A 12,861-nucleotide genomic window follows, 5' to 3' on the forward strand; every position below is an offset into this window, starting at 1 on the left:
GTTCAGGGTGACGAGAGTGGAAAGCCTCGCATTATCTCCACGTGCAAGGCGCGACGTGACTGATGACGCGCGCGACCTTTGTCGCTATAGGCGCCCCATCGCCCCGGCGCCGCGCCTCGCTTGAGTCGCTTTGCCGGGGCCATTCATTTGGTTCCGACAGAAAGTTTGCACGCCATGTCCCGTCGCCGCCAGATCTACGAAGGCAAAGCGAAGATCCTGTACGAAGGCCCCGAACCGGGCACGCTGATCCAGTATTTCAAGGATGATGCGACCGCGTTCAACGCCCAGAAAAAGGGCACGATCAGCGGCAAGGGCGTACTCAACAACCGGATTTCGGAGCATGTCTTCACGCTGCTCGGCAATATCGGCGTGCCGCACCATTTCATCCGCCGCCTCAACATGCGCGAGCAGCTGATCCGGCAGGTCGAGATCGTGCCGATCGAAGTGATCGTGCGCAACGTCGCCGCGGGCACGCTGTCGAAACGCCTCGGCATCGAAGAGGGAACGCAGCTTCCCCGCACTTTGATCGAATATTGCTACAAGGACGACGCGCTCGGCGACCCGCTGGTCGCCGAAGAGCATATCGCCTGCTTCAGCTGGTGCAGCCAGGAAGAGCTGCACGACATTCAGGACATGGCGATCCGCATCAACGACTTCATGTCGGGCATGTTCGCCGCGGTCGGTATTCGTCTGGTCGACTTCAAGCTCGAGTTCGGCCGCCTCTACGAAGGCGATTTCAGCCGCATCATCCTCGCCGACGAGATCAGCCCCGACGGCTGCCGTCTGTGGGACATGACGACGAACGAAAAGCTCGACAAGGACCGCTTCCGCCGCGATCTCGGCGGCGAAGTCGAAGCCTATCAGGAAGTCGCGCGCCGGCTCGGCCTGCTTCCCGAGGGCGGCGAGAATGCGGTGCTCGACCTCGAAAGCCACCGGAAGAAAAAGGGCAGCTGAGCCTTGATGCACCCCGGCGAAAGCCGGGGCCCAGCTAAATGACGCATGGACCCCAGCTTTCGCCGGGGTTCGCATTTTGCGCGGTCAGATATTGATGCTGGTCGGGATCAAACTCGGCTGCAGATATGGGTAAGGCTGCATCCGTTCGGCATTGCGCGCCACGATCTCCGCTTCGACCCCGGCCAGCGCCGCCTTGAACCACGCGAGCGGGCCTTCGGCAGCGGTCACGCGCGGGTCCTGGAACCACAAGGGATAGGGAAAGGCGTTGCTGCGATAATCGCCGAGCGGGCGGTAATGCACCGATCCCAGCAGTTCGAGCACGTTCAATTGTTCGAGCGCGAGCGCCATCGGCGGCATCATCGCGAGCCAGCCTGTCTTGTCGTGGCCGCGCTGCCCGTTCGGCGCCGCCTGCCAGCCCGCGCCGGTGACGGCGGGGGCGAAGGCCATGATGTCCTTTTGCGGGAAATTGACCGCGGCGTGCTGCGCGCTCGCGGTGAACATCACCATCGTGCAGATTTCGGCGAGCTGCGCGCGCGTCGTTACCGGGCCGAACCCCTTGATCTTCGCTTCACCCGCCAGGCACGCCGCCCATGCGGTGAGCTCGGTATCGCCAACGACATCGGCGTCGTGCGCATAATAGAGGTCGACATATTGCCGCGCCCATTCGTGGATCGTGTCCCACACCAGCAGCGCGTCGTCGCGGTAGGGATAGTCGGCGAGCGCCGTATCGACCCCGACGCCGCGCGCCGACAGGTCGGCCGGAAGCATCTTGCCATAGAAATCGAACGCCAGTCTTGCATCGACCGCGGCGAGCTGGCTCGACGTGATCGTGCCTGCGAAAATATGGTCGATCGGGCCGCCCGCCGCGATCAGCGAGGTTGCCGCCTGCTCGTTGATGAACAAGGTCCCCTCGAAATGCGGGACGAGCAGCGCCCAGACCGGATGCGCTTCGGCGAGGTGGCGGTGCGTTGCCACCGCGAACGCCTCGATCACCAGATGGGTGCGCGCCAGATGCGCGAACAGCTCGTGATAATTGCCGTCGGCGACCTGCACGACGAACTTCGCCATTTCCCAGCCCCATATCTTGTCGGCGACGGGCGAGGGGGTGAACATCGCATAGTCGATCGGGTCCTGCCCGCACTGGATCGCGACCGGCACCAGCGCCGATCCGCCCGGCGGCACTGCGAACAACGCCATCGGCTGCCAGGCATATTTGGCCTGGCCGGCATAGGTGCCGGGGTCGAGAATCTCGAGCAGCTTGTAATCGAGCAGGAATAGGCGCCCGTCGGCGAGCGCGGCGGCCAGCGTGTCGCCATTGACGACGGCGCTGTATTTTGCGGGGCTCAGCGGGAAGTTGGCGGGCAGCGCATCGCCGACTGCGGTGATCAGCATGCAGTTCGGACCCTGCACACGCAGCCGCGCAAATTCGCTGTCGTCCTGGAACATATAGCTGATGCCCGGGACGGGCAGCGTCGCGAACAGCGCGCGATATGCTTCGATGCTGCGCGGCGTCTTGCTGCCGAGCCCGTCGGCATCCTCGACCTTCATCAGCTCTTCGAGCCGGTCCTTATAGGTTTTGAGCAATGCGACATGCGCGTCGCGCTCCGCGGCGGCGACGATATTTTCGACGTCGCCGATCATGCGTTCGAAGATATTGCCGCCGGTGTGGACACCATGCTCGGCCGCAATCTTCGTTGCCGAAGCCTCGATCGCATCGCATTCGACCAGCGCGGCTTCATAGTCGGCGCGCGGGCTGTCTAATTCGCCCTTGTCGACCCCGCCCAGCTTTACCGTCAGTGCGTTGCGCACGATATCGAGGCCGACGCCGATGAGGACCACGAACCATGCGATCGTCGGCTCGTCATTCTTCGGCACATCGGTTGCGAGCGGGACGCCGGGCAGGGTCGGGACATCGGTCGTCCATGTATAAACCGTCTGCGTCGCGGCGAGCTGCGCGGCGCGCGCCGCTTGCTCGGCGGGCGTGTCATTCTGCGGCAGCGTCGGGTTTGCCGAGGGCATCGGCACGGTGGGTGCTGCGGTGGCTGTGGTCAGCGGCGGCATCGGATAGGACATGGCGTGGCTCCTCTCGGGCGCGGAAAATTCGGCCGCTGCTATCGCCTGACATAGTTAATATTTCACAAGCCATGCGCTGGCGCGGAGGCCTTAGGTTCGTGATAAGGCAAGGTTTCGATCCTTAACCCCTGCTTTACCCGCGCTTGCTATCCCGCCGTTATGACGGGGGTCTATCATTGGCTGCGTTCGCGCTTCTTTCCGCCGATTCCGGACGCGATTCGGGACGACGTCGCGTTGCTGCGCGCCAATCGCATCGAAACGCTGACCCCGATGCTTTTCCTGATGCTGGCGGCGACGACGCCGACCGCGATCTATGCCGGGGTGCAGACCGTGCATCCGGTGATCCGTATCGGGTTTCCGATGACGCTGGCCGTCGTCGGCCTGCTCGGCTTCCTGTTTCTGATGCACAACCGCGGCCGGCGGATGAGCGTTCGCCGCGCGCGGCGGATGATCGTCGAATCGACCTGGCTGTCGGGGGTGACCGGCGCGATGTGCAGCATCTGGACGGTGGTCAACTGGCTCGCCGCGCCGCCCGCGACGCATAGCTATTATGCGATGATCATGGCGATGGGCTCGCTCGCGACCGCCTATTGCCTGTCGTCGGTCCGCTTTGCGACCTTCGTCAATCTGATCATCGGGCTCGTCCCGATTTCGATCCTGATGCTGACCTCCGGCATCGCGCCCGAAATCGCTGCGGGGACCAGCCTCGTCGTCGCGACGATCTTCCTCCTGCGCATGATCCTTCAGCAGCATGACCAGCTGATCGACCTGCTCCAGCTTCAGCACCAGATGCGCGATCTCGCACACACCGATCCGCTCACCGGGCTCGCCAATCGCCGCGAGTTCGACATGCGGCTCGACGAAGAGATTGCAAAGGCTGATGAATCCAGCCCGTTTGCGATCGCGCTGCTCGATCTCAACGGCTTCAAACCGATCAACGACCAGCACGGCCATGCGATCGGCGACGGCGTGCTGTGCGAACTGGCCGAGCGGCTGCGCCGTGCGTGCGGCGATCATGCGGTCGTTGCCCGCCAGGGCGGCGACGAGTTCGCCATTCTTGTGCCCGCCGGATCGCTGCTGCTCGAAACCGCGCTCGCCGACCATGTTCTTGCGGTGCTGGCCGCGCCCTATCGCATCGGCGGACGGCCGATCGGCGTCGGTGCGGGCATCGGCACCGCCTATTGGCCGCAGGATGGCGACAGCGCGCGCAAATTGCTCGAGGTCGCCGATCGCGCGCTTTATGCCGCGAAGGCCGCCGAGCGTGGCCAGACGTCGTCTGTCGAAAGCATCGGCCGGGTCGCGTGAACATGGCTTGACCGCCCGAAGGGGGGTGGTCACACCGATAGCCATGATCAAATCCCTTGTCCGGCGTGCCTCGACCGCGCTGTCGCCCTTCGTCCTTCTCGCTGTCAGCACCGCCCCGGTTTACGCCAAAGAGGCCCCCGCCAAGGCGGCTGCCGCGCCGGCGGCGGTCAATCCGCAGTCTGCCGCCGCCAAGGCCTGGAATTTTGCGCCAAGCGACGTGCCGGTCGACCCGAACATCGTCTTTGGCGTGCTGCCCAACGGGATGAAATATGCGCTGCTGAAAAACAGCACGCCGAAGGACAGCGTCGTCCTGCGCATGCGCTTTGCCGTCGGCAGCTTTGCCGAGGCCGACGACCAGCGCGGCCTCGCGCATTTCCTCGAACATATGGCGTTCAACGGATCGACCCATGTGCCCGAGGGCGAGATGATCAAGCTGCTCGAGCGCAAGGGGCTGGCGTTCGGTGCCGATACCAACGCATCGACCGGGTTCGACGAGACGATCTACAAGCTCGACCTGCCCAACGCGTCCGACGATCTGATCGACACCGGGCTGATGCTGATGCGCGAGACGGGCGGCGAGCTGACGATTGATCCCGCCGCGGTCGATCGCGAGCGCGGGATCATCCTCTCCGAACGTCGCGCGCGCGATACCTATCAATTGCGCAGCCTGATCGACCAGCTCGATTTCCAGATGAAGGGGATGAAGGTCGCGAACCGCATCCCGGTCGGCACCGAGGAAGTGATCAAGACCGCACCTCCGGCACGTCTGCGCGATCTCTATGATCGCTATTACCGGCCCGAGCGCGCGACGCTGGTGATGGTCGGCGATTTCGATCCCGCCGCGGTCGAGGCGAAGATCAAGGCGCGCTTTTCGGACTGGAAGGGCCGCGGGCCCGCGGGCGCCGATCCCGACATCGGCAATGTCGATTACAAGCGCGCCGCCGCAGCCGACGATTTCGTCGATCCGGCGATCCAGGACTCGGTGACCGTCGCGGCCTTCAAACCATGGGTGATCGAACCCGATACCAAGGCGAAGCGGGCCCGCAACCTTGCCGAAGATGTCGGCGAGGCGATCGTAAATCGCCGGCTGGCAAAGATCGCGCTCAATGAAGATTCGCCGATCCTGACCGGCTATTTCAGCGAAGCAGAGGGCTGGAAGACCTTCGACCAGATCACGGTTGGCGCGGTCGCCAAGGAAGGCGCGTGGAAAGAGGCGCTGGCGCTGGTCGAGCAGGAACAGCGCCGTGCCGTCGAGCATGGATTTACCCAGGCCGAGGTCGACGAGCAGTTGGCGAACCGCCGCACCGCGTTCAAAAATGCCGTTGCCGGGGTCACGACGCGGCGCAGCGACGGCCTCGCCGATACGCTGATCTCGGCCGCCGAGGGCGATTTCGTCGTCGTCCGCCCCGAAACCTCGCAGGCCTTGTTCGAGGCAACGGCGCCGTCGCTGACCGCCGCTGCAGTCACCGCCGCATTCCGCAAACGCATGGCAGGGTTCAGCGCCCCGCTCGCGCGCGTGACCGCGAAAAAGCCGGTCGAAGGCGGCACCGACGCGATTCTCGCGACTCTGCGCGCCTCGACCAAGGTCGCCGTTGCGCCGCCGGCCGAGGCCGCCAAAACCGCCTTCGCCTATGAGGATTTCGGTACCCCGGGCAAAATCGTCAGCGACGAACGGGTCGAGGATCTCGGCATCCGCCGGATCCGCTTTGCCAACAATGTCATGCTCAACATCAAGACGACCGATTTCCAGAAGGACAAGGTCCTGTTGTCGCTCCGCGTCGACGGCGGCAATCTGCTCGCCACCCGCGACGATCCGACGAAGGTTTCGCTGGCGGGCTCGCTGATGCTCGGCGGGCTCGAAGCGCACAGCCTCGACGAATTGCGCTCGATCCTCGCGGGCAAGACGATCAGCCCGACCTTTGGCAACGCCACCGACGCCTTCGGGGGCAGCGCGCTGACCTCGCCCGAGGATTTCGCGCTGCAGGCCAAGCTGATGGCCGCCTATCTCACGCATCCGGGCTACCGCCCCGACGGCCTCGCGCTGATCCGCCGCGTGTTGCCGCAGCAATATGCCGCCAACGACGCGACGCCCGCGGCGGTGCTCGGCCGCGATGCCGGCGGTATCCTTGCGAACGACGACCCGCGTTCGCAGAACCCGCCGCTCGAAAAGCTGATGGCGCTCGACTGGGCGCAGCTGAAAACCGCGGTTGCCGACAGCTTCGGCCACGGTGCGATCGAGATCGGTGTCGTCGGCGATATCGAAGAACAGGCGGCGATCGACGCGATTGCGGCGACCTTTGGTGCGCTGCCCGAACGCCGCGCCGCTTTCGATCCGCGCCCCGATGCGCGTGCGCGCCAGTTCGCGGCCGACCGCAGCGAGCGCACGCTGATCCACAAGGGGCCGGCCGAACAGGCCGAACTGCGCGTTTACTGGCCGGCGCGCGACGACAGCGACCTTGCCGAGGCGATGCAGCTCAACCTGCTCGCGCGCGTCATGCAGCTGATGCTCACCGAGGAGCTGCGCGAGAAGCTCGGCGAAAGCTACAGCCCCGGCGCCGCCGCCAGCCTGTCGGACGAGTTTCCGGGCTATGGTCACCTCTTCGCCGCGAGCAATGTCGATTACAAGGATCTGGCGACGACCCGCGCCGCGATCTTCACCATCGCAAAGGAGCTGCGCGACAAGCCCGTCGACGCCGACCTGCTCGACCGGGCGCGCAAGCCGCTGCTCGAAGCGATGGTAAAGTCGCGGCGCGAGAACAGCTATTGGCTGAACTATGTCGGCGAGGCCGCAAGCCACGCCGATCGCCTCGACCGCAGCCGCAAGGGCATCGGCGAAGTCGAGGCGGCGACGCCGGCGCAGCTGCAGGCGCTCGCCAAGCGCTATCTGGTCGACAACAAGGCGCTGGTGATCAAGGCGGTGAGCGACAAGGCGGGCAAATAGGGCGGACACCATGGTGCTGCGCATGAATAGAGGTGCGGTCGCCGCAAGGATGGCCTTGTTGCTCTTCGCGGCGTCGATGGCGCCGGGGGCGACTGCTCAGCCGCCCGAAACCGGGGCGGAGTCCTTTGCGGCCGACCCGGATCAAGCCCAGCTCTTGCAGGAGCTCGAAGCGTTGCAGGGCGCCGAAGTCGTTCCGCTCACCCCCGACGACGCGCTCGACAAACAGCATGTCGGCAAGCGCGTGCGCTGGGCCGGCGGTGTCTATGGCATCGACGGGCGCTGCCTGACGGTCAACTTTGCGCGCGGCGGCGACCATGGCGAGCCGCGCTGGACTCCGGAGCCGACATATCAGGCCTTCGTCGCGTGCGGGCCGGGCGTCTATGACGCCGATCTCGTGCACCCCTATACCAATGTGACGATCATCGGCCGGATCACCGGCAAGCAATATATCGGCATGGGCGGCGGCGGATCCGATGGTGCCACCATCAGCATCGAGAAACTATATCGCTGGTCGGACTGCCTGTCGGGCGACGACAGCCCGGTGTGCAAGCAGGGCTTTCTGACGGCCATGCCGGTGGAAGAGTGAGCCGCCGGGGAGCGCTTAGGTAACATCCGCTAACGACCGATAGTTGCCGATAGAGATGTGTGCCCCGGCGAAAGCCGGGGTCCAGAAGCCTGACGCGGACCTCGCGTGTTTCCGCATGGGGCCTGGCTTTCGCCGGGGTGCACAAGTGGCAGCTTCCCACCCCAAAGCCGACGCCGCCTTCAAATAGGCCTTTCCTACATTATCCGGCTGTGCCAGCCTTCATCCGGCTCTTTCATTTGGTGGATAAAGCGGTCGCTGCCCGGCGTGCGGGTGCGACTGCGGCGGAGTGTGTCGGGCGCGTCCAGCACGCCGCGAGGTCCAAATCGGGCGATGCATTGGGCTGAACTTTCCTGAACTTTGGAATGATTGCGCGGTCCTTGCGCCACCCCAAAAACTGGCTCACGTCCGCGGAGCTTTCAGCAGGCCCTAAACTCGCCCCGGGGCCCGCGCGCGGATGAAATTCTCCAGCGCGATAAACAGCATCTCGCGCGCGTCGCCGCCCAGCATCTCGGCGGTCAGCCAGTCGAACTGCACGCGGTCGCGGCGCGAGGCGGCGCCGACGATCGCGGCGAGCAGCGCCTCGTCGAAGCTGACGCGCGGGCAGCAGGGCGGGGCAACGGCAAAGGGTTCGGGCCAGACATGGCCGATCGCCTCGACGACCAGCCGATAGCGCCGCGCCGCGAGGATATTGCCCCATCGCCGTTCGAGCTCGGGCATCGGGTCGCGCTCGCTGCGCCGGCAGAGAATGCAATAGCGTAGGGCAAGGACCGCCTGCGCCGCTTCGACCGACAAATCGCGCACCAGCGGCTGCTCGGTCAATTGGCGGATCAACTCGCTGCTTTGCATGATGGTCTCGTCTCCCGGCCACGCAGTCCGTCTGTCCGCTTCCTCGTTTCTCGAAAAAGATGCCGGCCGCTTTAAAGCGCAGCTTTAAGTTGCAGCGGCCGGCAGGAGGGGACTGCCTCACCTTGCTATTGAGAATTATTCGCAAATACAAGCAAAAAAAGAGGCGCCCGAAAGCACCTCTTTTATCAACGCTTTAAGGCGTGGACGTTGCCCGTTTTGCCGTCGAATCGGATATCAATCGTCGCCGGCAGGCTTCGACTGGAGCTGGATGTAATTTTCGATGCCCATGCGCTCGATCATCTCGAACTGCTTTTCCAGTTCGTCGACATGATGTTCTTCGCTGGCGAGGATTGCCCCGAACAGGTCGCGGCTGACATAATCGCGCACGCTTTCGCTGTGCGCCATGGCGTCCTTGAGCAGCGGAATCGCTTCTTCCTCGAGCGCGAGGTCGGCCTTCAGCACTTCCTCGACGGTCTCGCCGACGCGCAGGCGCCCGAGCATCTGGAAATTGGGGAGGCCGCCGAGGAAGAGGATGCGGTCCGCGAGTTGGTCGGCGTGCTTCATCTCGTCGATCGACTCTTCGCGCTCGAACGCGGCGAGGCGCGCGACGCCCCAATTGTCGAGCATGCGATAATGCAGCCAATATTGGTTGATCGCGGTCAGCTCGTTCTTGAGCGCCTCGTTCAGAAAATCGATGACCTTTTCGTCGCCCTTCATGGTGTCAGTCCTGTCATTTTGTCTTGGAATGGGATGGGCGCATTATAGGCGCCCCGGCCCCATCAGGCCAAGGTCAAAAATGGCGGAAAACCAAGAAAAATCAGGCGGTCGCGGCGACGTCGCTGATGATATTGCGAGCGAAAGGCAGGCACTGTCCGCACTTGGGTTTGCGACCCAGTTGCGCATAGGCGGCCTTGGCGCACCGCAATTGGCCACTCCGCGCGACATCGCGCAGCTGGCTTTCCTTTATTGCGTTGCAGACACAGACGACCATGTGCGAATCCTTCTCAACAAGAGTGATGTAGGGATAGTGCGAGGGATTCGCAACAGTTAAGATGCGACTGGTTCGCAATCCTGACAGGTGGCGCGGTTGGCCTCGCGGATCATGCGGCGCGGATGATCCGCGCCGATTCGCGCCGATTCGCGGGCGTGACGTCCGCTCGTGTAGCGGCTGGCATGCCGGATCATATCTCCGCTATGGTCCGCAGCGAGGAGCAAGGGATGAGCACAGACCGGGACACCGTGCGGTCCTACGACAGCGCCGCTGCCGACTATGCTGCCGAGGCGGCGGCGATGCCCATATGGGTGGCGGGCGAGATCGACGCGTTCGTGGCCGCGCTGGGCGGCGCGGGCCGGGTGCTCGAGATCGGAAGCGGCGGCGGCCGCGATGCGCTGGCGCTTGAGGAGCGCGGGATCAGCGTCCGGCGCACCGACATTGCACAGGGCTTCGTCGACCTGCTCCGCGCGGGCGGCTTCGACGCCGCACAGCTGGACCCGCTCACCGACGATCTGTCCGACCCGCAGCGGCCCGGCACGCCGTATGACGGCGTCTGGGCCTGTGCCTGCCTGATCCATGTCGCGCGCGAAGACCTCGCTATTGTACTGGCGCGACTGGCCGCCGCGACCCGGGCCGGGGGCTGGCTGCACGCGTCGGTCAGGGATGGCGATGGCGGGGATGTGACCCGCGAGGGCAGCGCGGCCGACCCCCGGCGCTACGTCGAGACCTATTGGCGCGAGGCCCCGTTTCGCTCTGTCCTCACCGACGCCGGCTGGACCGTCAGCGAGATACGAAAGTGCATCGGCAGGCCCGGCGATCACTGGCTGAGCGCTCGGGCGAGCCGGGCGTGACGCTCAGCGCGTTCCGGGTCCGGGCGACGGGAGCTTTTGCTTGCCCCCCGCGACGTTCGCGGGCATAGGCGCGCGCATCATTTCCGCCCTTCCAAGCAAAGGTCCGCCCCCATGAAAGTGAATGTCTATGTGACGCTCAAGCCGGGGGTTCTCGACCCGCAGGGCAAGGCGATCCATCATGCGCTCGAAGGACTGGGTTTTGCCGGTGTCGCCGATGTGCGCGCGGGCCGCTTCATCGAACTCGACGTTGCCGACGATGTCGCCGATGCCGATCTCGACGCGATGTGCGCCAAGCTGCTGGCCAACACGGTGATCGAAAACTACCGCATCGAACGCCCCTAAAAGGAACCGCGACCATGAAGACCGCCGTCATCGTCTTTCCGGGCTCCAACTGCGACCGCGACATGGCGGTTGCGCTGGAACAGGTTACCGGCCGTGCGCCCGCGATGGTGTGGCACCGCGAAACCGACCTGCCCGACGGCATCGACTTCATCGCGCTCCCGGGCGGCTTTTCCTATGGCGACTATCTCCGCTCGGGCGCGATGGCCGCGCGGTCGCCGATCCTGCGCAGCGTCGCCGACGCCGCGGGGCGCGGCGTGCCGGTGCTCGGCGTGTGCAACGGCTTTCAGGTGCTCACCGAGGCGCAATTGCTGCCCGGCGCGCTGATGCGCAACGCCGGCCTCAACTTCGTCTGCCGCACGGTGCCGCTCAAGGTCGAGAACAGCCAGTCGCTGTTTACCGCCAGCTATAATGCGGGCGAGACGATCAACATTCCCGTCGCGCATCATGACGGCAATTATTTCGCCGATGCGGCGACGCTCGACCGGATCGAGGGCGAGGGCCGCGTTGCGTTCCGTTATGCCGATGCGGTCAATGGATCGGCGCGCGATATCGCGGGCGTGCTCAACGATGCGGGCAATGTGCTCGGTATGATGCCGCACCCCGAACGCGCGATCGACCGCGCGCACGGCGGCACCGACGGGCTACGTCTGTTCGAGGCCGCGCTCGGCGTTCTCGCCTGATAGAACTGCTGGCCCATCGGCCGGCGCCTTGGCATTGGGCTGAAGCCAGCGGCCGACGAGCAGCAAGACCGTCGGCCAGAACATCGTGTTCCAGATGTCGTGCCAATGCGCGGCATCGGGCTGGATCGCCGACCTGCCGGCTTCGGCCGCCATGTCGAGCCATTCGCCGCCGCACGCCAGCGCCAGCACCGCAAGCCAGGCAAGGACCCAGCCGCCGCGCCGGCGCCACACAAGCCGAACCGCCAGAAACAGCGCCAGCCCGAAATAGATGTGCAGCGCATCCTTGCCGAGCCCGGTCGCCTCGATCACCGAAACCTTCCGCGCCTCGAACAGCGAGGCGATCTCGATGATAGTCATGGAATTAGACCTTTGCGCCGAACGGGTTGAAATCGGTGCCTTCGTCGAACACATCGACCCCTTCGCGCCGCTTGAGCGTGCCCACGACCAGATAGGTCACCGGCGTCAACGCGGCTTCCCACGCTGTCTTGATCAGCCATTGCGACAGAACGACTTCGTAAAGCTGCTCGGGCGGCCAGCCGGCAAGCCCGTAAAAGGCGAGCGGGTAGAAAATCAGGCTGTCGAGACCCTGGCCGACCACCGTCGAGCCAATGGTGCGCGTCCACAGCTGCTTTCCGCCGGTCCAGATCTTCATTCGTGCCAGCACATAGGAGTTGGCGAATTCGCCGACGCAGAAGGCGGTCATCGACGCGATGACGATGCGCCAGCTGTTGCCGAACACGAATTCATAGGATTGCTGGCCCGGCCAGCCGTCGGCGGGCGGCAGCGCGACAACGATCCATGCCATGAATGCCATGAACGCAAGCGCCGCAAACCCGGTCCAGATCACCCGCCGTGCGCGGGCATAGCCATAGACCTCGGTCAGCACGTCGCCGATGATATAGCTGATCGGGAAAAAGAGGACGCCGGCACCGAACGCCCATTGGGTGCCGTTCGGCAGCGTGACGTAGCTCGGTTTCGACGCGCCGATGATGTTCGACAACAGCAATATCGCGACAAAGGCGGCCATCAACAGATCATAATAACGGAAATGGCGCACGCTGGCGGCGTTGACCTGAACCGGCTGGCTCGTCGGAGGAGAAGATTCGGACATGCACCTCCTGCTTAACGCGCTTTGCAGCCCACGCAAACCGCGCTATTCGCGCGGCGGACAGCCTCGTGCACGCGCCCGTAGCTCAGCTGGATAGAGCACCCGCCTTCTAAGCGGGTGGTCGCAGGTTCGAATCCTGCCGGGCGCGCCATTTCCAAAAGAAATGGTCACTCTCTTTTTA

General features: G+C 64.6%; 13 protein-coding genes and 1 tRNA gene. 8 read left to right on the plus strand and 6 right to left on the minus strand.

Annotated elements, in window-relative coordinates; genetic code table 11:
* The first annotated feature begins 174 nt into the window (after positions 1 to 174).
* Positions 175 to 954, plus strand: coding sequence for a phosphoribosylaminoimidazolesuccinocarboxamide synthase (gene purC, locus AC07NV_RS13360; RefSeq protein ID WP_495166854.1), 780 nt, complete (start codon positions 175 to 177; stop codon positions 952 to 954).
* 84 nt (positions 955 to 1,038) lie between these two features.
* Here purC and AC07NV_RS13365 read toward each other — a convergent pair whose 3' ends face one another.
* Positions 1,039 to 3,027, minus strand: coding sequence for a lipoxygenase family protein (locus AC07NV_RS13365; RefSeq protein WP_495166855.1), 1,989 nt, complete (start codon positions 3,025 to 3,027; stop codon positions 1,039 to 1,041).
* Positions 3,028 to 3,186: 159 nt separating this feature from the next.
* On the opposite strand from AC07NV_RS13365, the gene AC07NV_RS13370 reads away from it, so the two are divergent.
* The 3 genes from AC07NV_RS13370 to AC07NV_RS13380 are packed head-to-tail and all read left to right on the plus strand — an operon-like array spanning position 3,187 to position 7,859.
* Positions 3,187 to 4,332 carry a GGDEF domain-containing protein gene (locus AC07NV_RS13370; RefSeq protein WP_495166856.1) on the plus strand — a complete coding sequence of 382 codons (1,146 nt, stop codon included), beginning with the start codon at positions 3,187 to 3,189 and terminating at the stop codon, positions 4,330 to 4,332.
* A gap of 43 nt (positions 4,333 to 4,375) precedes the next feature.
* Complete coding sequence (locus AC07NV_RS13375; protein WP_495166857.1) at positions 4,376 to 7,273, plus strand: M16 family metallopeptidase; 2,898 nt, start codon at positions 4,376 to 4,378, stop codon at positions 7,271 to 7,273.
* A 49-nt stretch (positions 7,274 to 7,322) separates the two neighbouring features.
* Entirely contained in the window at positions 7,323 to 7,859 is a 537-nt protein-coding gene (locus AC07NV_RS13380) for a Slp family lipoprotein (RefSeq protein ID WP_495166858.1), read from the plus strand.
* Between the two features lie 426 nt (positions 7,860 to 8,285).
* Here AC07NV_RS13380 and AC07NV_RS13385 read toward each other — a convergent pair whose 3' ends face one another.
* From AC07NV_RS13385 to AC07NV_RS13395, 3 genes are all read right to left on the minus strand, one after another.
* Positions 8,286 to 8,705, minus strand: a complete 420-nt coding sequence (locus AC07NV_RS13385) for an addiction module antidote protein (protein ID WP_495166859.1) — start codon at positions 8,703 to 8,705, stop codon at positions 8,286 to 8,288.
* 234 nt (positions 8,706 to 8,939) lie between these two features.
* Entirely contained in the window at positions 8,940 to 9,422 is a 483-nt protein-coding gene (gene bfr / locus AC07NV_RS13390) for a bacterioferritin (protein WP_495166860.1), read from the minus strand.
* Between the two features lie 100 nt (positions 9,423 to 9,522).
* A complete protein-coding gene (locus AC07NV_RS13395) occupies positions 9,523 to 9,696 on the minus strand; it encodes a (2Fe-2S)-binding protein (protein WP_447760881.1) in 174 nt (57 codons plus the stop codon).
* A 227-nt stretch (positions 9,697 to 9,923) separates the two neighbouring features.
* Between AC07NV_RS13395 and AC07NV_RS13400 the strand changes: the two genes are divergently transcribed.
* The 3 genes from AC07NV_RS13400 (at position 9,924) to purQ (ending at position 11,572) form a co-directional block, all read left to right on the plus strand.
* Positions 9,924 to 10,550, plus strand: coding sequence for a class I SAM-dependent methyltransferase (locus tag AC07NV_RS13400; protein ID WP_495166861.1), 627 nt, complete (start codon positions 9,924 to 9,926; stop codon positions 10,548 to 10,550).
* A 111-nt stretch (positions 10,551 to 10,661) separates the two neighbouring features.
* The gene (purS, locus tag AC07NV_RS13405) at positions 10,662 to 10,892 is read left to right on the plus strand and encodes a phosphoribosylformylglycinamidine synthase subunit PurS (protein ID WP_439569334.1); all 231 of its coding nucleotides are present in this window, start codon (positions 10,662 to 10,664) and stop codon (positions 10,890 to 10,892) included.
* A gap of 14 nt (positions 10,893 to 10,906) precedes the next feature.
* Entirely contained in the window at positions 10,907 to 11,572 is a 666-nt protein-coding gene (gene purQ / locus AC07NV_RS13410) for a phosphoribosylformylglycinamidine synthase subunit PurQ (RefSeq protein ID WP_495166862.1), read from the plus strand.
* On the opposite strand, the gene AC07NV_RS13415 is transcribed toward purQ, so the two are convergent.
* Together AC07NV_RS13415 and AC07NV_RS13420 are read right to left on the minus strand one after the other, a co-directional pair.
* Positions 11,534 to 11,929, minus strand: a complete 396-nt coding sequence (locus tag AC07NV_RS13415; RefSeq protein WP_495166863.1) for a hypothetical protein — start codon at positions 11,927 to 11,929, stop codon at positions 11,534 to 11,536. The genes purQ and AC07NV_RS13415 overlap by 39 nt on opposite strands.
* Positions 11,930 to 11,933: 4 nt before the next feature.
* The gene (locus AC07NV_RS13420) at positions 11,934 to 12,683 is read right to left on the minus strand and encodes a queuosine precursor transporter (RefSeq protein ID WP_495166864.1); all 750 of its coding nucleotides are present in this window, start codon (positions 12,681 to 12,683) and stop codon (positions 11,934 to 11,936) included.
* A 71-nt stretch (positions 12,684 to 12,754) separates the two neighbouring features.
* On the opposite strand from AC07NV_RS13420, the gene AC07NV_RS13425 reads away from it, so the two are divergent.
* Positions 12,755 to 12,831 (plus strand) — tRNA-Arg (locus AC07NV_RS13425).
* Positions 12,832 to 12,861: the final 30 nt, after the last annotated feature.

This window comes from Sphingopyxis sp. GW821-FHT10B01 (genome assembly GCF_059415685.1).